General features: G+C 70.8%; 21 protein-coding genes. 8 read left to right on the top strand and 13 right to left on the bottom strand.

Annotation, left to right across the window (positions count from 1 at the left end; all coding sequences use genetic code 11):
* Positions 1-59: 59 nt before the first annotated feature.
* The 10 genes from E4T13_RS19485 to E4T13_RS19445 are packed head-to-tail and all read right to left on the bottom strand — an operon-like array spanning position 60 to position 9,997.
* Positions 60-803: a dienelactone hydrolase family protein gene (locus tag E4T13_RS19485; RefSeq protein ID WP_170985085.1), complete on the bottom strand. Its 744-nt coding sequence runs from the start codon at positions 801-803 to the stop codon at positions 60-62.
* The gene (locus E4T13_RS19480) at positions 800-1,780 is read right to left on the bottom strand and encodes a Gfo/Idh/MocA family protein (RefSeq protein ID WP_137179921.1); all 981 of its coding nucleotides are present in this window, start codon (positions 1,778-1,780) and stop codon (positions 800-802) included. The genes E4T13_RS19485 and E4T13_RS19480 overlap by 4 nt, the downstream gene beginning before the upstream one ends.
* On the bottom strand, positions 1,777-2,799 hold the full coding sequence (locus E4T13_RS19475; RefSeq protein ID WP_137179920.1) for a Gfo/Idh/MocA family protein: 1,023 nt from the start codon (positions 2,797-2,799) through the stop codon (positions 1,777-1,779). Before E4T13_RS19475 ends, E4T13_RS19480 begins: the two co-directional genes overlap by 4 nt.
* Positions 2,799-3,818, bottom strand: a complete 1,020-nt coding sequence (locus E4T13_RS19470) for a Gfo/Idh/MocA family protein (protein ID WP_170985084.1) — start codon at positions 3,816-3,818, stop codon at positions 2,799-2,801. Before E4T13_RS19470 ends, E4T13_RS19475 begins: the two co-directional genes overlap by 1 nt.
* On the bottom strand, positions 3,815-4,843 hold the full coding sequence (locus tag E4T13_RS19465) for an ABC transporter substrate-binding protein (RefSeq protein WP_170985083.1): 1,029 nt from the start codon (positions 4,841-4,843) through the stop codon (positions 3,815-3,817). The genes E4T13_RS19470 and E4T13_RS19465 overlap by 4 nt, the downstream gene beginning before the upstream one ends.
* Positions 4,844-4,865: 22 nt before the next feature.
* A complete protein-coding gene (locus E4T13_RS19460) occupies positions 4,866-5,633 on the bottom strand; it encodes an ABC transporter permease (protein WP_170985082.1) in 768 nt (255 codons plus the stop codon).
* Complete coding sequence (locus E4T13_RS19455) at positions 5,630-6,409, bottom strand: ABC transporter permease (protein WP_170985081.1); 780 nt, start codon at positions 6,407-6,409, stop codon at positions 5,630-5,632. Before E4T13_RS19455 ends, E4T13_RS19460 begins: the two co-directional genes overlap by 4 nt.
* Complete coding sequence (locus tag E4T13_RS30250; RefSeq protein ID WP_206030235.1) at positions 6,406-7,191, bottom strand: ABC transporter ATP-binding protein; 786 nt, start codon at positions 7,189-7,191, stop codon at positions 6,406-6,408. The genes E4T13_RS19455 and E4T13_RS30250 overlap by 4 nt, the downstream gene beginning before the upstream one ends.
* Positions 7,188-9,215 carry a hypothetical protein gene (locus E4T13_RS30245; RefSeq protein WP_206030234.1) on the bottom strand — a complete coding sequence of 676 codons (2,028 nt, stop codon included), beginning with the start codon at positions 9,213-9,215 and terminating at the stop codon, positions 7,188-7,190. The genes E4T13_RS30250 and E4T13_RS30245 overlap by 4 nt, the downstream gene beginning before the upstream one ends.
* Positions 9,215-9,997, bottom strand: a complete 783-nt coding sequence (locus E4T13_RS19445) for a GntR family transcriptional regulator (protein ID WP_137179916.1) — start codon at positions 9,995-9,997, stop codon at positions 9,215-9,217. The genes E4T13_RS30245 and E4T13_RS19445 overlap by 1 nt, the downstream gene beginning before the upstream one ends.
* A gap of 337 nt (positions 9,998-10,334) precedes the next feature.
* On the opposite strand from E4T13_RS19445, the gene E4T13_RS19440 reads away from it, so the two are divergent.
* The 4 genes from E4T13_RS19440 to E4T13_RS19425 are packed head-to-tail and all read left to right on the top strand — an operon-like array spanning position 10,335 to position 19,356.
* The gene (locus tag E4T13_RS19440) at positions 10,335-11,726 is read left to right on the top strand and encodes an efflux transporter outer membrane subunit (protein WP_137179915.1); all 1,392 of its coding nucleotides are present in this window, start codon (positions 10,335-10,337) and stop codon (positions 11,724-11,726) included.
* Complete coding sequence (locus E4T13_RS19435) at positions 11,723-13,135, top strand: efflux RND transporter periplasmic adaptor subunit (RefSeq protein WP_240791201.1); 1,413 nt, start codon at positions 11,723-11,725, stop codon at positions 13,133-13,135. Before E4T13_RS19440 ends, E4T13_RS19435 begins: the two co-directional genes overlap by 4 nt.
* The gene (locus tag E4T13_RS19430; RefSeq protein ID WP_137179914.1) at positions 13,132-16,251 is read left to right on the top strand and encodes an efflux RND transporter permease subunit; all 3,120 of its coding nucleotides are present in this window, start codon (positions 13,132-13,134) and stop codon (positions 16,249-16,251) included. The genes E4T13_RS19435 and E4T13_RS19430 overlap by 4 nt, the downstream gene beginning before the upstream one ends.
* Positions 16,252-16,254: 3 nt before the next feature.
* Positions 16,255-19,356, top strand: a complete 3,102-nt coding sequence (locus tag E4T13_RS19425) for an efflux RND transporter permease subunit (RefSeq protein ID WP_137179913.1) — start codon at positions 16,255-16,257, stop codon at positions 19,354-19,356.
* Positions 19,357-19,372: 16 nt separating this feature from the next.
* On the opposite strand, the gene E4T13_RS19420 is transcribed toward E4T13_RS19425, so the two are convergent.
* Positions 19,373-20,260 carry a dipicolinate synthase subunit DpsA gene (locus E4T13_RS19420; RefSeq protein WP_137179912.1) on the bottom strand — a complete coding sequence of 296 codons (888 nt, stop codon included), beginning with the start codon at positions 20,258-20,260 and terminating at the stop codon, positions 19,373-19,375.
* A gap of 101 nt (positions 20,261-20,361) precedes the next feature.
* Between E4T13_RS19420 and E4T13_RS19415 the strand changes: the two genes are divergently transcribed.
* The gene (locus tag E4T13_RS19415) at positions 20,362-21,543 is read left to right on the top strand and encodes an NADH:flavin oxidoreductase/NADH oxidase (protein WP_137179911.1); all 1,182 of its coding nucleotides are present in this window, start codon (positions 20,362-20,364) and stop codon (positions 21,541-21,543) included.
* Here E4T13_RS19415 and E4T13_RS19410 read toward each other — a convergent pair.
* Both E4T13_RS19410 and E4T13_RS19405 read right to left on the bottom strand, forming a co-directional pair.
* Positions 21,506-22,534, bottom strand: a complete 1,029-nt coding sequence (locus tag E4T13_RS19410; protein ID WP_137179910.1) for an ABC transporter substrate-binding protein — start codon at positions 22,532-22,534, stop codon at positions 21,506-21,508. The genes E4T13_RS19415 and E4T13_RS19410 overlap by 38 nt on opposite strands.
* 63 nt (positions 22,535-22,597) lie before the next feature.
* On the bottom strand, positions 22,598-23,386 hold the full coding sequence (locus E4T13_RS19405) for an SDR family oxidoreductase (protein WP_137179909.1): 789 nt from the start codon (positions 23,384-23,386) through the stop codon (positions 22,598-22,600).
* Between the two features lie 99 nt (positions 23,387-23,485).
* Between E4T13_RS19405 and E4T13_RS19400 the strand changes: the two genes are divergently transcribed.
* The 3 genes from E4T13_RS19400 to E4T13_RS19390 are packed head-to-tail and all read left to right on the top strand — an operon-like array spanning position 23,486 to position 26,541.
* Positions 23,486-24,562 carry an extracellular solute-binding protein gene (locus tag E4T13_RS19400; RefSeq protein ID WP_137179908.1) on the top strand — a complete coding sequence of 359 codons (1,077 nt, stop codon included), beginning with the start codon at positions 23,486-23,488 and terminating at the stop codon, positions 24,560-24,562.
* A 19-nt stretch (positions 24,563-24,581) separates the two neighbouring features.
* Complete coding sequence (locus E4T13_RS19395) at positions 24,582-25,640, top strand: ABC transporter ATP-binding protein (RefSeq protein WP_170985080.1); 1,059 nt, start codon at positions 24,582-24,584, stop codon at positions 25,638-25,640.
* The gene (locus tag E4T13_RS19390; protein ID WP_137179906.1) at positions 25,633-26,541 is read left to right on the top strand and encodes an ABC transporter permease; all 909 of its coding nucleotides are present in this window, start codon (positions 25,633-25,635) and stop codon (positions 26,539-26,541) included. Before E4T13_RS19395 ends, E4T13_RS19390 begins: the two co-directional genes overlap by 8 nt.
* Position 26,542: the final 1 nt, after the last annotated feature.

Raw genomic sequence — 26,542 nt, 5'->3', positions numbered from 1 at the left:
CCTTCGGGCGGGAGCGCCCATCGCAGGAACGCGACCGTTGCGGCCGCGTTCCCGGCGAATCACGATCCCGTGGGAGGGCTTGCGATGGCACCGCCGAAGAGTCCGCGGACATGGGCGAAGCCGCGCCGCGCTGCCGCTGCGTCGTAACAATAGCGCTCCGGAAAGGTCCAGCCATGCAGCGCATCGACGCGCTCGATGGTGACGCGCGGACCGGCCGCCTGCGCCTCCGCTTCCAGCAGGCGCTGATGCGCCTCGGGGCAGGTCTCGTCGTCGCGCGCCATGGCGATGTAGAGCGGGCCGGGGCAGCGGCGGATCAGCAGGTGCGGACTGTCCGCGCCCTCCGTCACCATGCGCCCGCCATGCAGGCAGGCGGCCGCCAGCACGCGGTCGGGCCAGGCGGTGGCGGCGGCCAGCGCGTGGCGCGCGCCCATGCAATGGCCGACGGCGCCGAAGCGCTGCAGGCCGAAGCGCCGCGCAGCGTCATCCAGGACGATCCGCGTGTCGGCGGTGGTCATCGTCATGGTGGTGGCGAGGTTCGCCTCGGTCATGGCGGGATCGAGCGGCGCGCCGGCACTCGGCGGCACCGGGAAGCTGCGGCGCGGCAGCCGCCAGTAGAGATCGGGCAGCAGCGCGAACCAGCCATCCTGCGCATACTGCTCGCAGAGGCCGTCGAGCTCCGGGCGCAGGCCGAAGGCGTCCATGTAGAAGATCACGCCGCCCTTCGGCGCCATGCCCGCCGGCGGCGGGAAGGCGTGCAGTGCCATCGCGCCGCCGCCGCCCATGTCAAGCGAAAGCGGGATCATGCGCCAAGCGCCTTCCAAGCGCCGTCGCGACCAGAGGCGAAGGCGGCTTCCACCACGGCGACGGAGGTGACGGCCGCGCGAAAATCGCAGGCGACGGCGCTGCCGCTGCGCAGCGCCGCGAGCATGTCGCGGGTGGCGTCGCCATGCACCGGATCGGCCTCCAGCCATTCCATCGCCGCGCCGCCCTGGCTGTGGATGCGGCAGGACCAGCCGAGCGGGAACTTCAGCGGTCGATGCAGCTCGATCAGGCCGGACTCGCCGAAGATGCGGATCTCGTCCCAGCCATGCCAGCCTTCCTCGATGCAGGTCATGTGGCATTCGAGCTCGCCGAACAGCAGCTCGATGAAGCCGCCATGGTCGCTGCGGCCGGGCGGACCCTGCCGCACGCGGCTGCGCAGCGCGGTGGGCGCTCGGCGCAGCAGCCAGGGGATGAGGTCCGCCAGGTGGCTGGCGCGGCCGGTGTACGGACCGCCGCCGCCGAGCGCGGGATCGAGGAACCAGCCCGCGCGCTCGTAGCCGAGCTGGATGGTCTGCACGAAGCGCACCGGACCGATGGCGCCGGCATCCAGCGCCGCCTTGGCGCGCAGGCAGCCGCGGTCGTAGCGGCGATTGAAGGCGACGGCGTTGCGCAGGCCACGGCGTTCGGCCTCGGCCGCGAGGTCGCGCGCCTCGGCGGCATGCATCACGAAGGGCTTGTCGCACAGCACGTGCCAGCCGCGCGCCAGCGCCGCGGCGACATGCGCGGCATGCAGCGTGTGCGGCGTGGTGACGATGGCGAGCGTGGTGCCACCGAGATCGGGCAGGTCTTCCAGCCGCGCGACGAGCGCGGCGCCGCTGCGCGCGGAGATCGCGCGCACGGCGTCCGCCGGCTGCGGGTCGAAGATGCCGGCGATGCGCACGCCGTCATCGGCCAGCAGGGCCGGGATGTGGTAGCGCCGCGCGAAGCCGCCGCAGCCCAGCATGACCACGTTGATCACGCGCCGATCTCCTGCCGGGCGCCGGTGGCGGCGGCCTGGTAGGCGCGCTCGATCATCAGCAGCGCGCCGCGTCCGTCCGCCAGCGTGGCGGGCGGCGCGGCGCCGTCGCGCAGGCAGGCGGCGAAGGCGGCGGCATTGGCGTGGTGGAAGCGGCCCTGCTTGAAGCGCGGCACGACATCCTCGGCGCGCCAGACGCGGTCACCGCCGGCATAGACGCGCAGGAAGGGCGCTTCCGTGATGTCGCGCGAGGCGAGATCCACGCCGCCGAGCAGCGCCGTGCCGGTGGTGCCGTAGAGCTCGACCGAATCCGATCCCGCGGCGAAGAGGAAGCTGGCGGTGAGCTCGGCGGTGATGCCGCTGGCCCAGGTGAAGACGGCGGTCGCGTTGTCCTCGACTTCGAGGCCCAGCGTCGCGGCGGAGGTCGTGGCGATCACGCTGGCCGGCGGGCCGAACAGCCAACGGAGGAAATCCGCGCCATGCACGCCTTCGTCCAGCAGCGCGCCGCCGCCGCTCTCGCCGATGCGGACATACCAGCGCGACCGGAAATCCTCGGCGGTGCCGTAGAAATGGCCGTGGCGGATGCGGACGGTGTGGATTTTTCCCAATGTTCCCTCCTCCACGATGCGCCTCAGCGCGTGGGAAGCGGGGTCGAGGCGCTTGGGAAAGGATTGCATGAACAGCACGCCGGTGGCCGCGGCGGCCTCGGCGATGGCGTCAACCTCCGCGACGTTCCGCGCGGTGGGCTTCTCGCAGAGGATGGCGCGTCCCGCGGCGGCGGCCTCGCGGCACAGCATCAGGTGCTGGCGCGTCTCGGAACAGATCGCGACGCCGTCGCAGGCGCCGAGCGCGGCGCCAAGGTCCGGCTCGAAGCGCGTGCCGAAGCGGGCGGCGGCATCCTGCCCGCGCGCCGCGTCGTCGTCCCAGACGCAGGCGAGTTCGATGCCGTCCTGCGCCCGGAACTCCTCGGCCCAGAAATTCGCGTGGTAGTGCGCGAAGGAGAGGATCGCGATGCGGATCATCACACGGCCTCCACCACTGTCTCTGTCCCCGATGCCATATGGGAACGCGCGATCGCCTCGGCGACCAGCAGGCTTCGCAGGCCGGCGCGCGCCGTATCGGCCTTCGGCGCCGCACCGAGCAGCCCCGCGACCCAGTGGCGGTGATGCGCAACGCCGAGCGTGGCCTGCGACAGGTCCGGCATGCGCCAGCCGTGATCGCGGGTGAACACGGCCAGGCGACCGCGCTCCGTCCGCAGCCAGATCGTGCCCTCCGTGCCGTAGATCTCCATGCGGAAGCGGTCGCAGCCGGCGGCCTCGATCATCGACATCTCGTGGCTGGCGACGATGCCGTCGGCCAGGCGATAGGTCGCCCAGGCGCTGTCGGCGTTCTCCACGCGCACCTCGCTGCCGTCCGCCAGGCGCCGCACCGGCACCAGCGTGGCGGTGTGCGCGGAGACGGTGGCGATGTCGGAGAACATGTGCTCAAGCAGGTCGATGCCATGCGCGCCGAGTTGCAGCACGACGCCGCCGCCGACGCGCCCAGCCTGGAAGAACCAGGCGCCCCAATCCGGCCCGGGTGTGGCGTTGCGCAGACGGAGGGAGGTGACGCGGCCGATGGCCCCTTGCGCGATCAGGGCACGCGCCGCGTCCACTTCCTCGAAGTAGCGGTGCATCCAGGAAACCTGGAGGTCGCTGCCGGTGCGCTCGGCGACCGCGATCAGCCTACGGCAGGCGGCGCTGTCGCCGGCCATCGGCTTCTGCAGCAGCACGGCCTTGCCGGCTTCCAGGCAGGCGCTGGCGACGGCCTCATGCGTGTCGTCCGGTGTCGCCACCACGACGGCCTGCACATCCGCGCGCGCGAGCAACGCATCCAGGCTGTCGGTTGCATCGCCGATGCCGAAGCGCCGCGCGACGGCTTCGGCGGATGTCAGCCGGCGCGACATCACCGCGCGCAGCGACACCTCGGGCAGGCGGGCCAGCGCGGCGAGGTGGTATTCCGCAATGAAGCCCGCGCCCGCGATGGCGACGCCGAGCGTCACGGCTTCCAGCGGCCCGGCACCTTCACCAGCGCCGGATCGGCCGCGGCGACCGGGTCTGTGTAGGTGTAGTCCAGCGGGTTGCGTGCCTGCCGCACGCGGCCGGAGGCCACCAGATACGCCGTCATGTTCTCCATGTCCGCGACATAGGGCTGGTCGAAGGCGGGATCGAAGACGTACTGGCCCCAGATCGCCTCCACCAGCTCGCGTGGCTGCCGCGTCTGCTCGGCGATCATCGGCAGGATCTCGGCGCGGTTCGCGGGATCGGCGACGTAGCGCTGCCCCCGCACCAGCACCGCCATCAGCGCGCGCGTCGCATTGGGATTGCGCTTCACGAAATCCTGCGAGGCCACGAAGATGGAACGCGTGGCCGAGACCTGCACCGCCGCACCGCGGTTGGACGCGAAGTTGCTGGTCGTGCCGCTGTGCAGCAGCTCGTTGGCGTCGCTGCGCAGCGCATTGTAGCCCCAGGGCTGCCAGCACAGCAGCGCGCCGATCTGCCCGCCATTCAGCGCGGCAAGCTGCTCCGGCGGCGGCATGTTGACCACCTGCAGGCGCCGCTCATCCAGGTTGTAGTGCTTCGCCAGGTTGTGCAGCGTCGCGGAGGCGGTGGAACCGGCCAGCAGGCCGATGCGGATGCGGTAAAGGTCCTCCGGCGCGCGGATGTTCGCATCCTTCCGCGCCACCAGCAGCTCGGCTGCCGTCGCGATGCAGTTGGTGCCGAGCACGACGATGGGGATGCCGGTATGCGCCATGGAGATCGGCGGCAGATTGCCCGGTGTCCAAAGCTGGATGCCGCCCGAAAGCAGTGCCTCGCCGGCCAACGCGCCGCCGGTGAAGCTGCGCGTGGTGACCTCGGTGAAGCCGGCCTCGCGCAGCCAGCCCTTCTGCATGGCAACGATGTGCGGCGCGAAGACCGGATCGAGCCCGAAGCCGAGCGCGAGGCTCGATGTCTCCGGCCTGCCCTGCGCGAAGGCTGGGGCGGCGATGGCGGCGCCGACTCCGGCGAGGATGGTCCTGCGATGCATGTCTCTCTCCCTGTTCATGGCACTAGACCGGACGCCAGCGGCCGACGGTGCGGCGGATGATGGCGGCGAGTTGCAGATCGGCCAGCAGGCTGACGAGGCCGATGAGGAAGATGGCGAAGATCGCGACGCCCAGCTGGCCGAGCTGGCGCGATTCCATCACCAGATAGCCCATGCCGCGCTCCGCCGCGATGAGTTCCGCCGCGACCAGCACGCCGAACGACAGGCCGAAGCCGACGCGCAGACCCACGGCGATGTCCGGCAACGCGGCGGGCAGCACGATGCGCCACAGCAGCGCGGGTCCGCGCACATCCATGCTGCGCGCCGCGGCGATCAGCACCGGCGGCACCAGCGATGTGCCACGCCAGGCGGCGGTGAAGACCGGGAAGAAGGCGCCGAGGAAGATCACGAAGACCTTCGATCCCTCGCCCAGCCCGAACCAGATGATGGCGATGGGGATCCAGGCGAGCGGCGGGATCGGGCGCAGGGCTTCGAGGATCGGACGCAGCGTGCGCTCCGCCAGGTCGCTGCGGCCGCAGAGGATGCCGGCGGCGATGCCGGCGATGGCGGCCAGCGTGAAGCCGGCCAGGATGCGCGCGAGGCTGGTCAGCACATGCGCCGCAAGCTCCGCCGGGCCGATCAGGCCGAGCGCGACGGCGACGGATTGCGTGGGCGAAGGCAAGGTCGTCGGGTCGCGCCAGATCAGCCGCGCCCAGACCTCCCACGCCAGCAGCAGGATCGCGACGCCGAGCGTGCCGGCCAGCACGGGCGAGGCTTCCAGCCGCGCCTTCACGACGGCTTCTCCGGCGAAGGCCGCTGCCAGGGCATCAGCCAGGCTTCCAGCCGCGTCAAGCCGATGGCGATGGCGAATCCGATGGCCCCGATGCAGGCCATGCCGACCAGGGTGATGTCGCTGCGGTAGAAGGTGCGCGCTTCCATGATCAGCGCGCCGAGGCCCATCGTGGTGCCGATCATCTCCGCACCCACGATCACCACGAAGCCCATGCCGAGCGCGACGCGCGCGCCGGCGGCGATGCGCGGCAGGGCGGCGGGCAGCATGACGCGGAAGAAGATGTCGTGCGGCTTCGTATCCAGGCTGCGCGCGGCGCGCAGCAGCAGCGGATCGACCAGCTTGATGCCGGCGATCACGTTGGACAGCATCACCCAGAAGCAGCCGTAGAAGATCAGGAACACCTTCTGCGGCTCGCCGGTGCCGAACCAGACGAGCGAGAGCGGCAGGAGGCTGAGCGTGGCGACGGAGCGGCAGAAGGCGACGACCGGCGCCGTCATGCGATCCAGCAACAGGGATGAGCCGATCAGCAGGCCCAGCGGCACCGCCAGCAGCACCGCCAGCACATAGCCGGTCAGCACGCGCTGCAGCGTGATCAGCGCGTGGTCGCCGAGCAGCGCGCCGAAGGGGAAGCCTTCCACCGCCAGCTCGTAGAAGCTCGACGCCAGTTTCGACGGCGCGGGGAAGCGCAGCGGCGAGAGCAGGCCGGCGGCCGAAGCCGCCTCCCACGCCGCGAGCAGCGCGACCGTGAGCAGCAGCGCAGGCGCCGCGCGCCTCACGCCGGGATCTCCGCCGGCGCCCAGGCGTCGTCGCGCAGCGCGTCCCAGATCTCCTCGGCGAGATGCGCGAGCGCCGGGTCGCCGCGGCGGCGCGGGCGCGGCAGGCCGGGGCGGCGTTCCAGCACGATGCGGCCGGGGCGCGGCGCCAGCACGACGATGCGGTCCGCCAGCACCATCGCCTCGGTGATGGAATGCGTGACGAAGACCACGGTCTTGCGCCGCGCCTGCCACACGCGCAGCAGTTCCTCCTGCATCTCCTGCCTTGTGATCTCGTCCAGCGCGCCGAACGGCTCGTCCATCAGCAGGATGGCGGGATCGAGCGCCAGGGCGCGCGCGATGGCCACGCGTTGCTGCATCCCGCCCGACAGCTCCACCGGATACTTTTGGGCCGCCGCGTCCAGGCCCACGAGGCGCAGCAGCTCCGTCGCGCGGGCCTGCGCCTCGGCGCGCGACAGGCCGCTGTTGCGCGCGGCGAAGGCGACGTTGCCGGCAGCCGTCAGCCAGGGGAACAGCGCATTGCCCTGGAAGACCACGCCCTTGCCGCCGCCGGGGCCCGTCACGGGGCGGCCATCCACCAGCACCTCGCCTTCGGTGGCGGCGTCCAGGCCGGCGATGATGTTGAGCAGCGTGGTCTTGCCGCAGCCGCTGCGGCCGACCAGCGCGACGAACTCGTTCGGCGCGATGGCGAGGTCCACGCCGTCCAGCACGGGCGGCAGGCCCGCCGCATCGGTGGCGAAGCGCTTGACCACGCCGCGCACCGCGATGGAGCCGGTTGCGCTCACGGCGGCGCCGGCCAGATCGGACTGGACCAGGCGATGCCGCCATCCTCCTGCTCCACGCGCAGCCAATGCGGCTGGTCGTCGCGGGGATCGGGGTCTTCCAGCTCGCCCGTCCAGCCGGGCGCTGCTGGCAGGATCGGCAGGCGTTCCAGTACGAGCCGGGATGCGGGATCGCCACCACCGACGCGTTCCACACGGGCGGAGTCCAACGGCAGCTCGGCGGAGAGCGGCGGCGCGGCAACGTGCAGCGATGCACCGGGCGCGATCTCGTCCAGGCGCAAAAGCACGCCGTCCCAGCTTCCCGCGGTGATGGAGCGCCACGCGACATGCGCGGCGTCGTGGCGCGCAACGCCTTCGCTCGGCGTGTCCCAGCGCCACGGCTTCGCGTCCAGCAGCAGCGCGCCGGAGACCGTCGCCTCGCCATCCCAGGTCATGCGCGTCTGCGACCAGTTGCCGCGGCCCGCCGCACCCCACCAGCGCAGCCGCCACCAGTCGGAGGGCGCGGGATCGCGCGGTGGCAGCGCAGCGCGCGCGGCCGCTGCGCTGCCACGCAAAAGCGTGATCGCGGCAATCGGTGCCGTGCCCTCCGCGCTGATCCGGAACCGTGCAGGTCCGACGCGGGCGAAATCGAGCAGAATACGCGGGCCGTTGGTGCCATAGGTGCGGCCGTCGCGCAGCGCGTCCCACAGCGCCGGGCGCGTGAGTTCCGGCAACGGGACCGCGGTGAGACCGCCGCGCAGGTTGCGCACGCCATGGCGGCCGGGATGGCTTGCGGCCGGGCGGCCATCCACGCCGTCGCTGCCGCCGGTGATGCCGAAGCGCCAGCCGCGCCGCATCGCCTCCTCCACCATCCACTCGGAGGTCGCGTGGGTGGAATGGACCTCGACCAGGCGTTCCAGCGCGGGCGCGTGCCAGGTCAGGTTGCTGGTGCGGCCGCCGACATGCACCGCCATCAGCACGTCCTGCCCGGCATAATGGCGATGCACGTCGGTGATGTGCGGCAGGTCGGTGTCGAGATCGGATTTGTCCGGCACGAGCATGTGGCTGCAGCGATGCAACGCCGCCGCGTCGCCAGGGAAATACAGGTTGTGGTCGCCGCCCACCGCCGGCACGCCGGACCACTCGACGCCGAGGAGCGTGATGTAGCGGCCCGGTTCGTGCAGGTCGCGCGTCACCTGTTCGGTCTCGGCCCATTCCTCGCGCGTGACCATGAAGCAATTGGCCTGGTGGCTGCAGAAATCCGCCGCGGCGAAGTCGCGCGCGTGGCGGAAATAGTCGGCGATGGCGCGCGCGCCGCAGCCGATGCTGGATTGCGCGTGGATGTCGCCCCAGCGGCGGCGCTGCGCAGGCGGCGTGGCGTGACAGAGGATCGGGTTGCTCTCCGCGACCAGGCCCGTTTCCGTACGCGCCGCCAGCCGGTGCACGCCCGGTGCGTCCAGCCGCAGCGTCAGGCGCAGCATTGCGCCTTCCTCCGCGCGGATCGTGCCGGATGCACCGCCGATCTCCACCCGCATCGGCGGGAAACGCGCAGGGTTGCCCCAGACATCCTCCACCCGCAGATGCACCGCGAAGGATTCGCCCACCGCGACGTCGCTCGGCGCCGTCGCGACCAACATGTGCGGGGCGCCACCCAGCACGCGCAGATGCAGCCGCGCCACCTCGGTCCAGCTGTCGGCGCCGCGTGGGTCGATGCGCAGCGAGAGCGGCGCGCGTTCCTCCATGAAGGTCTGCACGCCGAGGCCGCGCGCGATGAATACCGGCCTGCCGCCCTCGGGCAGAGACGCGATGGCGGCGTGGTCGAAGGGATGCCAGTCGGCGCGGCGCCCGCGCTGCCACGGCGCCGCCACGCCATCGGCCTGCACGGTGAGCGCGCCCGGCGCCTCAAGCGCCCAATCGGCCGGCCAATGCCAGACCAGCGCGACCTTCGCGCCCGGCGGCAGCGCATCGCCGCGCAAGGCAATGCGGAAATCGAGCGGGGCGCCCGCCGTGGCGTCCGCCGGCAGATCGGTGTCGACTTGCCAGTCCATCAGCGCAACTCCACGCGATAGCGGTAGATGTCGCCGCGCATCAGCGCGTGGCGATACTCGCCCACCTGCCCGCCGGGCAGGTAGGTGCGGCGCTCCAGCCGGAACATCGGCGTGCCCGGCGCGATGCCGAGGCGCTGCGCGGTGACCGCATCGGCCACGGTCGGCTCGATGAACTCGTCTGCGTGGGAGAACTCCACGCCCCACCGGTCGCGAAGCACGTCCAGCAGATGGCGTTCGGACAGTTCCCTGCGGTCCAGTTCGGGGCAGAGCGCCACCGGCAGCCAGGACAGTTGAACCGCGATGGGCTGCCCCTTCACGCTGCGCAGCCGCTCGATGCGCCAGGCCGGCAGGCCGCGGGCGAGGCCGAGCACCTGGGCAACCCCGGCAGGCGCCGGCATGCGCTTCAGCGCCAGCACGCGTCCGCCCGGATCGAGCGGCGGCCCTTCGGCGCGGAAGCGGCGATAGGACCCGGCGATGGCGCCTTCCTGCTTCGGCGCGCGCGCGAAGGAGCCGCGGCCCTGATGCCGCTCGATCAGGCCTTCCCGTACCAGTTCCAGCAGCGCGTGGCGCAGCGTGCCGCGGCTGACGCCGTAGTGGCGGCAGAGATCGGGCTCCGAAGGCAGGGCGGCGCCGGGCGGGACCTGGCCGGCCCGAAGGGCTGCTGAGAGGTGGCTGTGGATCTGGTGGTGCAACGGCACCACCGCGTCGCGGCGGAAGGCGGGCAGGCGGGGCAAGGCGAGGTCCGCGTCCTCCTTCCGTCGGTCCTGCATCGCTGCCGGCATTCGGCCCTCCCATTCAAACGTTCATACGTCTTGACGGGATGGTCAAGCGGCAAGCCGCGCAGCGCTTGCCAAGCCTGTCGCCGAAGCCCAAAGCATCCGTGCACGCCACGCACCGGCATGCAGCGCGGCGTCTCGACACGCCGGCGACGACATGAAGCGGCTGCGCCACGGGCCACCATTCTTCGTTTCCTTTCGAAACTGGCCGGGCGCTTCGCAATGCCCCACCTAGGGGAGCAAGGGGGTATTCCCAGGCTTGTCTCGCTTCCCGATGCGCCTGCCGGCGCCACCACGCCCGTCCGCGCCACGCTTCCGCGCCCCGTCCATGGTCGCGGCCCTGATGCTTCCGCTGACCGGCTGCGCCTTGCCGATCGAGGTGCCGCAATCCGGCATCGCGCCGCCCGCGCGCTTCGTCGCGGGAAGGGCCGAACCGGCCCCAGCGCAGGCCCCCGATCCGGCGTGGTGGCAGGCCTTCGGCGCGCCGGAGCTCGACCGGCTGATGCAGGCCGCGATGGCGGGGAATCTGGACCTGGCGGCCTCCGTCGCCCGGCTGCGGCAGGCCGATGCGGCACTGCGCATCGCCGGGGCGCAGCTTCTGCCCTTCGTGGGCGCCGACGCCTCGGTGGCGCGGACGCGCGGCACCTCCTCCAACCCCGGCACGGCCGCGGAGGCCGGCACGCGCTATGGCGGCGGCATCAGCGCAAGCTACCAGGTCGACTTCTGGGGCAGGCTGGCCGCGCAGCAGCAGGCCGCGCGGGATAGCGTGGCGGCAGCGGAATATGCCCTCGGCACGGTCGCGCTGGCGACGCAATCCGCCGTGGCGATCACGCTCTTCGAATTGCTCGGCGCGCAGGAACAATTCGCCGTGCAGCAGCAGAACCTCGCGGCGGCAGAACGCACGCTGGCGATCCTGCGCGGCAGGCTTTCGGTGGGAACCGCGACGGGGCTCGACCTGGCGCAGCAGGAGACCGTGGTGGCGCAACAGCGCGGTCAGGTGCCGCTGCTGCGGCGGGCGATCGAGGCGAATACCTTCGCCCTGGCGACCCTGACGGGCAGGACGCCGCCCGAGGTCACCGTGGCAGCACAGCGCCTGTCGGCGATCGACGTTCCGGACATCGCACCGGGTCTGCCCGCCGAAGTGCTGGCGCGAAGGCCCGATGTGCGCCTTGCGGAAGCCAGCCTTGCCTCCGCGAGCGCCGATGTGACGGTGGCGCGCGCCGCGATGTTCCCGAACATCACGCTGACGGCGGAAGGCGGGCTGCAGAGCATCGCGCTGCAGACGCTGCTGCGGCCGGGCGCGACGATCTACGGCATCGGCGCCAGCGTCGCGCAGACCATCTTCGACGGCGGATCGCTGCGCGCCCAGCTCTCGCTGAGCCAGGCGCGGCGGGACGAGCTGCTGGCGACGTATCAGCGCGCCATCCTGGCGGGGCTGCAGGACACCGAGACCGCACTTTCCGGCTTGCGCAACGACCGCGACCTCGTCACCCTGCAGGCTGCGCGGGTGGCGGCCGCCGAGCGCGCCTTTGCGGTGGCGGATGCGCAGTTCCGTGCCGGCACGATCGACCTGCTGACCCTGCTGAACACCCAGACCAGCCTGTTCAACGCGCGCATCGCGCTGGCTCAGGCACAGACGTCGCGGCTGCAGGCCGCGGCCGCGCTGTTCATCGCGCTCGGTGGCGGCTGGACGGTGGACACCGCGCGCCAGATCCGGACGAGGCCCGCAACATGAACGACGTGCCCCGCCCGCCGCGCCCCACGGAAGCGCCCCGCACGCTGGAGACGCCGACGGCGCCGCCACGTGGCCGCCGCCGCATGTGGCCCTGGCTGCTGCTGATCCTGCTGCTCGGCGCCGGCGGCTGGTTCGCCTGGCAGCGCGGGATGCTGCCCTTCCTGCCGCCCCCCGCCTCCACCAGCGCCAGCACGCCGTCCGGTGCGCCGCGCGGGCGCATGGCCGTGCCGGTGACCTCGGCGGATGCGAGCGTGACGGACGTGCCGATCCTGCTGGATGCGCTGGGCACGGTGCAGGCCTTCAACACCATCACCGTCGTCCCGCAGGTGACCGGCCGCATCACCGAGATCGCCTTCACCGAAGGTCAGGAGGCGAAGACCGGCGACGTGCTGGTTCGCCTCGATCCGCGCACCTTCCAGGCTTCGCTGGACCAGGCGGTGGCGACGAAGGCGCAGCGCGAGGCACAGCTTGCCAATGCGCAGCGCGACCTTCAGCGCTACCAGCAGCTGATGCGCATCAACGGCACCTCGCAGCAGACGCTCGACACGCAGCGGGCCACGGTGGCGCAGCTGGAAGCGCAGGTGCAGTACGACCAGGCCACCATCGACAATGCCCGGGCACAGCTGGACTACACGGTGATCCGCGCGCCGATCGACGGGCGCATCGGCCTGCGGCAGGTGGATCTCGGCAACCTCGTGCAGTCCAGCTCCTCCGGCATCGTCACGATCACGCAGATCCGGCCGATCAGCGTGATCTTCACCCTGCCGCAGCAGGCGCTGGCGCAGGTGCAGCAGGCCATCGCGGCGGGGCCGGTGCAGGTGGTGGCGAAGCTGCCGCCGCCGGCGATTCCACTGCTGGACGGCAGCACGCCGCTGCCCGATCCGGTCGGCCAGCTCGTCACGCTGGACAACCAGGTGGATGCGGCGACCGGCACGATCCGGCTGAAGGCGACCTTCCCCAACGCGGATGAGCGGCTGTGGCCGGGCGCTTTCGTGACTGTGCAGCTCCAGGTCGCCACGCTGCGCGATGTCGTCGCCATTCCGCTGGTCGCGGTACAGCGCGGGCCGGACGGCCCCTATGCCTTCGTGGTGCGGGAGAACAGCACGGTGGAGCAGCGGCCGCTGATCCTCGGCCTCGCCACCGGGACGCAGGCGGTGGTGCAGCGCGGGCTGCAGCCGGGCGAGCGTGTGGTCACCTCAGGCGCGCTGCGCCTGACGCCCGGCGCGCCGGTGCTGCTCGCCGAGCCGGTGCGGCCGCCGGCATCCACGAACCAGCCGCGCCGCCGCAGGCCGGGTGCCGAAGGCACGCCGCCCGCGGCGCCCACGAACGCAGCGCCGCCCGGCACCGCGCCGGATGGCGCGCCGCGCGCGGCACCGGCCAGCGCTGCGCCGCGACCGGCGCCGCAATGAACATCTCCGCGCCCTTCATCGCCCGGCCGGTCGCGACTTCGCTGCTGGCCATCGCGATGTTGCTTGCGGGCATCTATGGCTATCTGCGCCTGCCGGTATCGTCATTGCCGGAAGTGGATTTCCCGACCATCCAGGTCACGACCCAATTGCCGGGCGCCTCGCCCGACACGGTGGCGGTACTCATCACCGCTTCGCTCGAGCGTCAGCTCGCGCAGATCGCCGGGCTGAACGAGATCGTCTCGGTCAGCGGGCCCGGCGTCTCCCGCATCACGCTGCAGTTCAACCTGGGCCGCGACATCGACGATGCGGCGCAGGACGTGCAGGCGGCGATCAATGCGGCGCGCGGCACGCTGCCTTCGACGCTGCCCTACCCTCCGACCTACGCGAAGGTGAATCCCGCCGACCCGCCGATCCTGACGCTGGCGCTGACCTCCGGAACGCAGCCCGTCGCGCGGCTGTCCGACATCGTGGACACGCTGTTGGCACAGCGCCTGGCGCAGGTCGGCGGCGTCGGGCGCGTCGCGGTGCAGGGCAACATGCGCCCGGCGGTGCGATTGCAGGTGGACCCGCAGCGCCTGGCTTCCTACGGGCTGGGCCTCGAGGATGTGCGCAGCGCGATCGCCGCAGCGAATGTCGCCGGGCCGAAGGGATCGGTGGACGGCCCGCAACAGGCCTCCGCGGTCATGGCGAACGACCAGATCACGACGCCGCAGGCCTTCGAGAACGTGATCATCGCCTGGCGCGGCAGCGCGCCGGTGCGGTTGCGCGACGTCGGCGCCGCGGTGGAGGACCTGGAGAACACCCAGACCGCGGCCTGGTTCAACGGCAGGCCGGCCATCCTGCTCGACATCCAGCGCCAGCCCGGCGCGAACATCGTCGCGACCGTCGCCGCGCTGCGCGCGCAGCTTCAGCCGCTGGAACGCGCGCTGCCCGCCGGCACGGAACTTTCCGTCGTCGCGGATCGCACCGAGATGATCCGCGCTTCGGTCTTCGAGGTCCAGCTGACGCTGGTGGTCGCGGTTGTGCTGGTGGTGCTGGTGATCTTCCTGTTCCTGCGCACGCTGCGCGCCACCATCATCCCCGGCCTCGCGCTGCCGCTCTCGATCATGGGCACCTTCGGCATCATGGCGGTGGCGGGCTTCACCATCGACAACCTCTCGCTGATGGCGCTGGTGATCGCCACGGGCTTCATCGTGGACGACGCGATCGTGATGATCGAGAACGTCGTGCGCTTCGTGGAGAAGGGCGTGCCGCCGCTGCGGGCCGCCTATGAGGGCGCGAAGCAGATCGGCTTCACCATCGTGTCGCTGACCGTCTCCCTCATCGCGGTCTTCATCCCGCTGCTGTTCATGGAAGGCGTGGTCGGGCGGCTGTTCCGCGAATTCGCCATCGTGCTGTCGGTCTCGGTGCTGGTCTCGATGGTGGTGTCGCTGACGCTGACGCCGATGATGTGCGCCTATCTGCTGCGTCCGGCGGCGGAGGAGAGACCCGGCGCGATCAACCGCGCCTTCGAGGCGGCGTTCGAGGCGCTGCGGCGCGGCTATGGCGTGACGCTCGGCTGGGCGCTGCGACGCGAAGGCATGATGCTGCTTCTCGCGCTGCTGACACTGGGCGGCACGATATGGCTGTACGTCGCCATCCCGAAGGGCTTCCTGCCGCTGCAGGACACCGGCCTGATCGCGATCACGACCGAAGCGCCGCAGGATGTCTCCTTCCGCCGCATGTCGGAGTTGCAGCGCCGCGTGGCGGAGGTGGTGGCCGAGGACCCGGAGGTGACGGCGGTCGCTTCGGTGGCCGGCGCGGGCACCATCAATCAGGCGCAGAACACCGGCCGCCTGACCGTGGTGCTGCGCCCGCGCGACCAGCGGCTGGACGACACCCAGGCGGTGATCGCCAGGCTGGCGCCCAGGCTGGCGGCGATCCCCGGCGTCGTCGCCTATCCCCAGGCGGTGCAGGACGTCCAGATCGGCACGCGACCCTCCAGCACGCAGTACCAGTACACGATCATGGATTCCTCGGCGCAGGAGCTGCTCCTCTGGGCACCGCGGCTGCTGGAGACGCTGCGCTCCCTGCCGGAGTTGCGCGACGTCGCGACCGACCAGCGCGAGGACGGGCTTCGCCTTGCCGTCACCGTGGACCGCGGCCGCGCCGCGCGGCTGGGCGTGACGATGCAGGCGATCGACGACACGCTCTACAGCGCCTTCGGCCAGCGCCAGATCAGCACCATCTACGGCCAGGCGAACCAGTACCGCGTGGTGCTGGAGATCGATCCCGCGCTGGCCGGCGATCCGGCCATGGTCGGCCGCCTGCGCGTGCCGGGCAGCAGCAGCACGGCGAATGGCGTGACGTCCGCCGCGCAAGTGCCGCTGGCCGAGCTCGCCACCATCGAGCGCGTCTCCGGCCCGCTGACTGTCACACGGCAGGACCAGTTCCCGGCCGTCACGCTGAGCTTCAACCTGGCGCCTGGCACCTCGCTCGGCGAGGCGATGGAGGCCATCGCGCAGGCCGAAGCCGGCCTCGGCATGCCGGACACGATGGTCGGTACCTATGGCGGCGACGCAGCGGAGTTCCGGCGCTCGCTGGCCGGCCAGGGCTGGCTCATCCTGGCGGCGGTGATCGTCATCTACATCGTGCTGGGCGTGCTCTACGAGAGCGTGATCCACCCGATCACGATCCTCTCCACCCTGCCCTCCGCCGGCATCGGCGCGCTGCTGGCGTTGCAGCTGTTCGGGCTGGATCTCAACGTGGTGGGGCTGATCGGCATCGTGCTGCTGATGGGCATCGTGAAGAAGAACGCGATCATGATGATCGACTTCGCGATCGAGGCGCAGCGTGATCACGGCATGACCCCGCGGGAAGCGATCGCCGAAGCCTGCCTGCTGCGCTTCCGCCCGATCATGATGACGACGCTTGCCGCGATACTGGGTGCCGTGCCGCTGGTGCTGGGCCATGGCGCGGGCAGCGAGCTGCGGCTGCCGCTGGGCATTTCCGTGATCGGCGGGCTGCTGCTGAGCCAGGTGATCACCCTCTACACCACGCCGGTGATCTACCTGGCGCTGGAAGACCTGCGCGCGCGGGTCGCCCCGCCCGCCCCGCAGCCGCAGGCGGCCGAGTAGGCGATGTCCATCTCCGGGCCATTCATCGCGCGGCCCATCGGCACGGCGCTGCTGGCCATCGGGCTGGCGCTGGCGGGCATTACCGCCTTCTTCAACCTGCCGGTCGCGCCCCTGCCCAAGGTGGATTTCCCGACCATCGCGGTCACGGCGAGCCAACCGGGCGCCGATCCCATCATCATGGCCTCCTCCGTCGCGGCACCGCTGGAACGCCGCCTGGGCGAGATTCCCGGCGTGACGGAGATGACCTCCACCTCCAGCCTCGGCACGACGAATGTGATCGTGCAGTTCGACCTCTCGCGCTCCATCGCCTCCGCCGCGCGCGACGTGCAGGCGGCGATCAATGCCGCAGGGCCGGACCTGCCCGCCGGCCTGACCGCGCCGCCCTCCTTCCGCAAGCTGAACCCCGCGGATGCGCCGGTGCTGATCATGGCGCTTACCTCCAACACGGTGGCGCCGGGCGCGATCTATGATGCCGCCGACAGCATCCTTGCCCCGCGCATCGCGCAGGTGCCGGGCACGGCGCAGGTCAGCCTTTCCGGCGCGGAGCAGCCGGCGATCCGCGTCTCGGTCGACCCCGCCGCGGCGGCCTCGGCCGGCGTCTCGATGGACCAGATCCGAACGGCGATCGCGCGGGCGAATGTCACGCAGGCAACCGGCATCGTGGATGGGCCGGAGCAGGCGGCGACGATCACGGTCAACGACCGGCTGACCACCCCGGCGGAATTCGGCGCCATCATCGTGCGCCAATCCGGCGACGCCGTGGTGCGGCTGGACGGCGTGGCGCGGGTGGAAGCCGGCCCGCGCGACCGGCGCCAGAGCGGCCTCTACAACGGCCGCCCGGCCGTGATCGTCACCGTCTTCAAGCAGGCGGATGCGAATGTCCTGGAGGTGGTGGACCAGATCCGCACGCTGCTGCCGGACCTGCAACGCTGGATGCCCGCGGGCATCGACGTGGCGATCATGCGCGACCGGTCGCAGACGATCCGCGCCAGCGTGGCGGAGGTGGAGCACACGCTGCTGATCAGCATCGTATTGGTGGTGCTGGTGGTGGCGCTGTTCCTGCGGCGCAAGTCCGCGATCTTCGCGGCCTCGGTTTCCGTGCCGCTGTCGCTGCTCGGCACGCTCGGCTGCATGTGGCTGGCCGGCTTCTCACTGAACAACTTCACGCTGATGGCGCTGACCATCTCCGTGGGCTTCGTCATCGACGACGCCATCGTGATGATCGAGAACATGGCCCGCTACACCGAGCGCGGGCTGAAGCCGATGCAGGCGGCGCTGGAAGGGGCGCGGCAGATCGGATTCACCGTGGTGTCGATCAGCCTTTCCCTCGTCGCCGTGTTCATCCCGCTATTGTTCATGGGCGGGCTTGTGGGGCGCATGCTGCGGGAATTCGCGGCGACACTGTCCATCGCCGTCGGCATTTCCGCGGTCGTGTCCCTGACCGTGACGCCGATGCTGGCCGCGCATCTGGCGAGCCGCGCGCCGCGACCGCCTGGCCGCCTGGGCCGCGCCTTCGAAGCCGCCATGGACAGGCTGATCGAGAGCTATATCAGCAGCCTGACGGTGGTGCTGCGCTGGCGGCGCAGCATGCTGGCGCTGACCGTCGCGCTGATCGGCTGCACCGTCTGGCTCTACACGGTGGTGCCGAAGGGCTTCTTTCCGGACCAGGACAGCGCGCTGATCTTCGGCTCCGCCCAGGCGCAGCCCGACACCTCCTTCCAGCAGATGACCATCTACCAGCAGCGGGTGATGGAGGTGATCCGTGCCGATCCGGCCGTGGAGAACGTCTCCGCGGCGGTGGGTGGCGGCGGCTTCTGGGGATCCTCCGCCAATGTCCGGCTTCAGATCGCGCTGGTGCCGCAGGAGAAGCGGCCGGGCGTGACGGCGAATGACGTGATCAACCGGCTGCGCGCGCCGCTCTCGCGCGTCAGCGGCGTGCAGACCTTCATGCGCCCGGTCTCCGACATCGTGGTCGGAGGCCGGCAAGGCAACGCGTCCTATCAGTACGTGCTGCTCTCGCCGAGCGTGGAGGACCTCTTCACCTGGAGCGAGGCGCTGGTGCGGCAGTTGCGCACCGTGCCGCAGGTGGAGGATGTCTCCTCGGACCAGCAGCGCACCGGCCTCGTCTCGCGCCTGATCATCGACCGCGACGCGGCGGCGCGGCTCGGCGTCTCGGTGCAGGCGATCGGATCGGCACTGAACAACGCCTTCTCGCAGCGGCAGGTCTCCACCATCTACCGCCCGCGCAACCAGTATCGCGTGGTGCTGGAGATCGATCCGGCACTGACGCAGAAGCCCGAGGACCTCGATCGCATCTTCCTGCCCGGCCGCGACGGGCCGGTGCCGCTCGGTGCCGTGGCGCGGCTGGAGCGCGGCATCTCGCCGCGGTCAATCACCCACCAAGGCCTGTTCCCGGCGGCAACCATCACCTTCAACCTGGCGCCGGGCGTCTCGCTCGGGGAGGCGTCGGTGGCGATCGAGAAGGCGGTGCTGGACATCCAGATGCCGGCCACGATCCGCGGCGAGTTCGCGGGCAGCGCGCGCAGCTTCCGCGACTTCCAGTCCGGCCTGCCGCTGCTGATCCTGGCGGCGGTGGTGGCGATCTACATCGTGCTCGGCGTGCTGTACGAAAGCCTGATCCACCCCATCACCATCATCTCCACCCTGCCGACGGCAGGGATCGGCGCGCTGCTGGCGCTGCTGGCCACGGGGCTGCCGTTCACGCTGATCGCGCTGATCGGCATCATCCTGCTGATGGGGATCGTGAAGAAGAACGCCATCATGATGGTGGACTTTGCGCTGGAGCACGAGCGCGCAGGCGGCGCGGGCGGCATGCAGGCGATCCTTGAAGCCTGCCGCGAACGCTTCCGGCCCATCCTGATGACCACGCTTGCCGCGCTGTTCGGCGCCCTGCCGCTCGCCTTCGCGACAGGGGCGGGCGCGGAATTGCGCATCCCGCTCGGCGTGACGATCATCGGCGGGATGCTGCTGTCGCAGGTGCTGACGCTCTACACCACGCCCGTCGTGTATCTCTCGCTGGAACGGCTGGCGACGGCGCGGCGCGCTCCGCTGCAACGCCTGGCCACCGCGCCGCGCCTGCCCTGACCGGTGGGGGTCGGCGCTACGCCTGCATCTCCCTCCACAGCCGCGTCAGCACGCGCCACTCGTTGCGGCCCGCGGTGCGCGGCGCCGTGCCGGCCTGCGCACGGGCCCAGACGACGCGCCGACCGAGTTCCTTGCCGGCGTCGTGATCCACGCTGCCCGGCGGCGAGCGGAGGTCGATCACCAGTGCGTCGGGCCGCACCGCGGCCAGCACTGCGCGCGTGACAAGCTTAGCCGTGGGCGACGACACGATCAGGTCGTACTCGCCCGCGATCTCGGCCAGGCGGTCGGTGTGCACTGTGTCGAGACCCATCGATTCCGCGCGCGCGAGCTGGACGGGGTTGCGGGCCGCCAGCGTGACGCGGGCGTTCATCGCCTGGAACGCCGCTGCGACGCTGACGCCGACCCGGCCGTAGCCGATGCAGAGCGTCTTCATCCCGCAGATCGTCTCGGCGGTATGCTCGACGGCGACCTTGATCGCGCCCTCGGCCGTGGGGATGGCGTGCAGGATGGAAAGCGGGTCGTCCTCGGAATAGTCGAGCGTCTTCACGCCGGCCTCTTCCGCCCAGTGCTCCATTTCCGCGGGCATCGGGCCGGAGAAGATCACGGCGCCCGGCGCGAGATGGCGCAGCAGATCCGGCGTCAGTCGGATCGGCGCCGGGGCGTGCGGCGCGTAAAGCGCACCGTCCACGCCGACGCCAGGGATCGGGCAGGAGACGATATGCGCGCCCGCCAGCGCCTCGGCCGGCGTCGCGCAGGCGGCGGCGCCGTTGATGCCGGCGGCCTGCGGCACGCAGCCATGGTGGCGCACCGTCGCGCCATCGGCGATGGCGCCGTTGACATGCTCCAGCATCCGCATGTCGCCACCGAGCACGACGACGATCTTGCCTGCCAGCGATCCGCTCATGCGATCCCCTCCGATCCGAACGCTGGCATCCTTGCAACTCCCGCGCCGCTTGGCGACGGGGGCGATCCGCGCGATCCTGCGGCGACCCCACGGAGACCACCATGGACGACGCAGCCGGCGCGGCGCCGATGGCGCCCCTGTTCACCCCGTACGAAATCCGCGGCCTGACGCTGCGCAACCGCATCGTCGTCTCGCCCATGTCGCAATACTGCTCGGTGGAAGGCGCGCCGACGGACTGGCACCTGGTGCATCTCGGCAAGTTCGCGATGGGCGGCGCGGCGCTGGTGTTCTGCGAGGAGACCTCGGTCAGCGAGAAGAGCCGCAAGACCTATGACTGCCCCGGCATCTACACCGATGCGCAGGCGAAGGCCTGGCGGCGCATCACGGATTTCATCCATGGCCAGGGTGCGCATGCCGCGATGCAACTCGGCCATGCTGGTCGCAAGGTCGCCACGCGCGCGCCTTGGGACGGCTTCGCCCCGCTGGGCGAGGAGGATGCGGCGAAGGGTCGGCCGCCCTGGGCGGGCATCGCACCCAGCCCGATCCCCTTCCGGAACGGTGCGATGGTGCCGAAGGAGATGGATGCCGACGACATCCGGCGCGTCATCGCGCTGCATGTGGAGGCCGCGCAACGCACCCTCGATGCCGGATTCGACGTGCTGGAGATCCACGGCGCGCATGGCTATGTCATCCAGCAATTCCTCTCGCCCATCACCAACAAGCGGACCGACGCCTATGGCGGCGACCTCGCCGGACGCATGCGCTTCGGGCTGGAGCTGACGGAGGCGGTGCGCGGCGCCTGGCCTGCCGACCGCCCGCTGTTCTTCCGTGCCTCGTGCGTGGACGGCGCGCTCGGCGGCTGGTCGCTGGACGATACCATCGTGCTGGCGCGCGAGCTGAAGACGCGCGGGGTGGATGTGCTGGACTGCTCCTCCGGCGGCATCGAGGGGCCGCTGACGCTGCATTTGGTGCCGCGTGTGCCCGGCTACCACGTGCCCTTCGCTGAGCGCATTCGCGCCCAGAGCGGCATTTCGACGATGGCTGTCGGGCTGATCACCGAAGCGCATCAAGCCAACGGCTACATCGCCGAGGGGCGTTGCGACCTGGTGGCGCTGGCGCGCGAGTTCATGTGGAACCCGAACTGGCCCGTTCATGCCGCCGCCGAACTCGGTGCCGGCAACCCGCTGGACCTGATGCCGCGCAGCTATGCCTGGTGGCTGAAGCGGCGCGCGGAGGTAGCGAAGATCAGCGCAGCGGCATCCGCTCAGCCTGCGGCGGAATGAAGCGGCCGTCATAGATCTCCGCGACGGTCGGCGTCCGCGCGAGGCCGAAGCCGTTGGAGGTGTTGCGGATGGTCGCTTCTAGCCGCTCCGGCGTCGCGTCGCCGATCCCGCGCGCGCGCGTGTCGGCGGACAGCACCTGGTTCCGGCCGACCCAGTCCAGGCGCTCCGCTTCCAGGGCCAGGTCAGCCAGCGGCTGCACGCGCTGCAATGCCTTCACCGCCTCCGCGGGGTTTGCGATCGCCTCCCGCCAGCCGCGAGCGGCCGCACGCAGGAAGCGGCGCACCACATCCGGATTGTCGCGCAGCAGCGCCGGCGAGGCGAGGATGGAGTTCGCATAGGAATCCAGGCCGTAGTCGACATAGTACATGATGTTCACATCCTCGAAGCGCGTGCCGCGGGCCTTGAGGTTGAACCAGACTGTGCTGTCGAAGCCGCTGACGGCGTCCACCTGCCGCGTCAGCAGCATGGTGTCGCGCAACTGCGGCGTGACCTGCCGGCGCGTCACCTGCGCGGCATCGACGCCATTGATCTGCATGAAGGCCGGGAACAGGCGGGATGGCGCATCGGCTGCGCCGCCGGCCACCGTCTTGCCATGCAGGTCCGTGGGCTTGGCAATCCCGGCAGCCTTCAGGCTGATCACCGCGGAAGGCGAGCGGTTCAGGATGACCATCACCGCCTTCGGCGCGGTCTCGCCATGACGTGCCGCGAATTCCACCAGCGTGGCCATGTCGCCGATGCCCATCTGATAGGCACCGGATGCCACGCGGGTGATCGCATCGCCCGATCCTGCCGAGGAATCGATCTGCGTCTCGATGCCTTGCTCGCGGAAGTAGCCCTTGCTCTCCGCATACAGGAAGGGCGCGGTGCTGCCGTCATAGGCGAAGTTCAGCACGAAGCGGATCCGCGCATCCTGGGCCTGCGCCAAGCGCGGTGCGGCAAGGGCGGCGGCCATGCCGAGAAGCAGCGTGCGGCGTGGGGCGATGGAGTGCATCGTCGTCTCCCGTCTCAATCGGCTGTCAGGCTTTCACGCGGCGTGCCACACCGCAAGCCGGAATCAGAACAGCGCACGGTTGAGCCCGCCGTCGGCGGTCAGCGTCGCCCCGGTGACGTAGCCGGCGCGCGGACTGGCGAGCATCGCGACGAGATCGGCGATCTCCTGCGTGCGGCCAAGGCGACCGAGCGGCAGCGGGCCGCCGGCGATGCTGCGCTCGGCATCAGGCAGCGGCGTTCCCTCCGCGGTCATGGCGGCGAGACGGTCGGCGATGCGGCCGCTGGCGATGTAGCCCGGCGCGACCGTGTTCACGCGGATGCCGTCGCCCGCGTACTCCTGCGCCAGCGTCTTCGCCAGCCCGGCCACCGCGGCCCGCATGGTGTTGGACAGAAGATGCAGCCGCGGCTCGCGCGTGCTGGCGGAGCCGATGAAGACGATGGCCGCACCCTGCGCCGTGCGCAGCGCGGGCAGGCAGGCGCGCACCACGCGCACCGCACTCATCACCACCAGGTCGAAGGCGTCATGCCAGGCCGTATCGCCATGCGATGCGAAGCCGCCATAGGGCAGGTGACCGGTGTTGACGACAAGGATCTCGAGACCGCCAAGCGCCGCAAGCGCCTCCTCCGCGAGGCGCGTCACGGCGTCGGGCTCGGCGAGGTTGGCGGCGAAGCCGTGCACGGCCGCCGCGCCGGCATCGCGTATCGCATCGCAAGCCGCGGCGATCGCCGCGCCATCCCGCCCATGGATCGCGACGGCGCAGCCTTCGCGCGCAAGGCGCTGCGCGCAGGCAAGGCCGATGCCGCGGCTGCTGCCCAGAAGCAGGGCACGCCGCCCCGCAAGCTCCAGATCCATTCCGTCACTCCATGCATTCTTGCCCTTGGAGGGCGCCGGATATTCTGATCCAATCACGCCATCCGGGAGAGTGCGAGCCGCAAGACAGGGAGAGGTGACATGAACCGCTTCACGAGACTGGCCGCAGCCGCTGGCTGCGTCGCGCTTGTCACGCTGGATGCCGGCATCGCCGCCGCACAGCAGGCCTGCACGCAGATGCAGGTGTATCTTTCCATCTTCCCGCGCCACCGCGAGGACGTGATGGAGGTGATCGCGCCGCAACTCCGCGAACGTCACAACGTCGAGTTGGTCGCCGAGGCGATCGGCTCTGCCAACATGGTGGAGCGCATTGCCGCGCAAGGCGGCAATGCGCGTGTCAGCATCGCGCACTGGGACCTGCCCGTCGGCATCCAGGCATGCGACCAGGGCCTCTGCAAGCCGATCGATCCTGCGCGCGCGCCGAACACGCAGCGGCTGTTCGACTGGGCGACATCGCGCGATGCGCAGAGCCGGCCGGTGGTGCTCGCCACCAACGTGATCGGCGTGGGCATCATCTATCGTGACGACGAGCTGCGCCGGCGCAACATCGCGCCGCCCACCTCCTGGGCGGATCTGCGCCGGCCGGAGTTCCGCGGCCGCGTCGCGATCACCGCCCCGCAAAGCACCTGGGGCACCGCGGCGCTGGTGATGCTGGCGCGGCAGAATGGCGGCGGCGAGCAGAACATCGACCCCGGCTTCGCCGCGACGCGCGCACTGCAGCCTTCGCTGCACTCCATCTTCACCTGGACCAGCGAGCTGTCGAACCTGTGGCAGCTCGGCGAGGTCTGGGTCGCGGTGACCGGCAACAACATGGCGCCGACGCTGACCGCGGCCGGCGTCTCGACGCGCTTCGCCATGCCGACCGAGGGCGCGCCCGTGGTCCCCGGCGGCGTCAGCCTGGTGAATGGCGGTCCCTGCGAGGCGGCGGCCTATGACTACCTCAACGTCTACTACAGCGATGACTTCCAGCTGCGCCGGATGCGCGGCGGCGGCGTCGCCAGCCCGTCCCGCACCACCTGGGAGAGGGTGACGGATGCCGAGCGAGCCGGCGTGAACCTCACGCCCGCGGATTTCGACAAGCTGGTGAACCTCAACTGGTCGGCCATCAACAGCGTGCGGCCGCAATGGATCCAGCGCTGGCAGCGTGAAATCCGCTGAGGAGGGCGCCGCCCCGGGCGTGACCGCGCCCGATCCCATCCTGCGCCTGGAGGGATTGGCGAAATCCTTCCAGGGGCAGCGCGTACTGCATGGGCTCGACATCGCGATCGGCCGCGGCGAGTTCGTGACGCTGCTGGGCCCCTCGGGCTGCGGCAAGACCACCACGCTGAACCTGGTCGCGGGATTGCTGGCGGCAGACGAAGGCAGCATCCGCCTGCGCGGCGCTGTGGTGAACGACGTGCCGCCGCAACGCCGTAGGCTCGGCATGGTGTTCCAGTCCTATGCGCTGTTCCCGCACATGACGGTGGCGGAGAACATCGCCTACGGCCTTGAGGTGCAACGCATGCCCTCACGCGACATTGCACATCGCGTGGGTGCGATGCTGGACCTCGTGCGGCTGCCGGGTGTCGAGCGCAAATTCCCGTCCCAGCTTTCGGGCGGCATGCAGCAGCGCGTCGCGCTCGCGCGTGCGCTGGTGACCGAGCCCGACCTGCTGCTGCTGGACGAGCCGCTGTCGAACCTCGACGCCGCGTTGCGGCGGGAGATGCAGCAGGAGATCAAGCGCATCCAGACCGCGCTCGGCGTCGCCACCCTGCTGGTCACGCACAGCCAGGAGGAGGCGCTGACCATGTCCGACCGCATCGCCGTGATGCGCGGCGGCCGCATCGAGCGCCTCGGCACACCGCTGGAGGTGTGGCGCGATCCGCGCACGCGCTTCGTCTGCACCTTCCTGGGCGATGCGACGGTGCTGGAAGCGGTGAGCGACGGCACGGCCTTCGTTGCCGGCCCGCTGCATCTCACGCCCGCGAGCAGCGCGCCTGCGGCCGATACGCGCCGCACCCTTGCGTTTCGGCCGGAGCATGTGCGCCTCGACCCGCCGGCCGACGCACCGAACGCAGCATTGGGCCTGGTGCGCGAGGCAAGCTTCCGCGGCGCGCATGTTGCCTGCCTGCTGGATTGCGAAGGGCTTGCGATCCAGGCGGTGCTGCCGGCTGATCCGGGCGGCCGCCTGCCGCAGCCGGGCACGCCGCACCGCTTCGCCATCCCCCCCGACGCCGTGATGCTGCTGGATGACTAGGCTTGTCCTCTCCGCGCTGGGCAGCGGGACCCGCGAAGGCGGCGTGCTGCGCTGGCTGCTGCCGCTGCTGCCCGTGCTGGTGCTGCTGCTGATCTTCTTCCTGCTGCCCCTCGGCGAGCTGCTGCGCATGAGCCTGCTGGCGACGCGCCCCATGCCGCGGACGCCGGATCCGGACGTCACGCTGGCGAACTACGTCGCCGTCTTTGCCGATCCGCTGCACGCGGAGATGGCCGTGAACTCGCTGCTGGTCGGGCTGGCGACGGTGATCTTCACACTGCTCATCGCCTATCCCGTGGCGATTTACCTGACACGCTGCGGCTCCTGGGAGCGCACCTTCATCTCGGTCGCGTGCCTCCTGCCGATCTTCGTCAACCTGATCGTCGGCATCCTCGGCTGGTATATCCTGCTGCTCCCCTTCGGCGTGCTGCAGCAGGCGCTGCAATGGGCGGGGCTGATCGACGGCCCGCTGCGGCTGCTGCGCAGCTTCCCGGCCCTCGTGCTGGTGCTGACCTATGAACACCTGCCCTTCGCCGTGCTGATCCTGGCATCCGCCGTGCAGAACGTGCCGCAGGACCGGATCAACGCGGCACGGCTGCTCGGCGCCTCCAACCTGCGCATCTTCCGCACGGTGATGCTGCCGTTGACCATGCCGGGCATCGTCGCCAGCGCCATCCTGGTGTTCTCGCTCTCTGTATCCTCCTATCTGATCCCGATCCTGATCGGGGCGCAGCGCGTGCCCGTGATCCCGATGGCGATCTTCTCCTATGGGACGGAGCAGATGAACTGGCCTATGGGCGCGGCACTCGCCTTCGTGCTGCTGGTCTCGGTGGCGCTGATCACCTACGGCTTCACCGTCCTGGCCGGCCGCCTGACGCGGCGCGGGCAGTGGGAGGTGACGTAGC

Source organism: Roseomonas sp. AR75 (genome assembly GCF_005222815.1).
Lineage (GTDB): Bacteria > Pseudomonadota > Alphaproteobacteria > Acetobacterales > Acetobacteraceae > Falsiroseomonas.
This window is presented reverse-complemented; position numbering and strand designations above follow the sequence as displayed.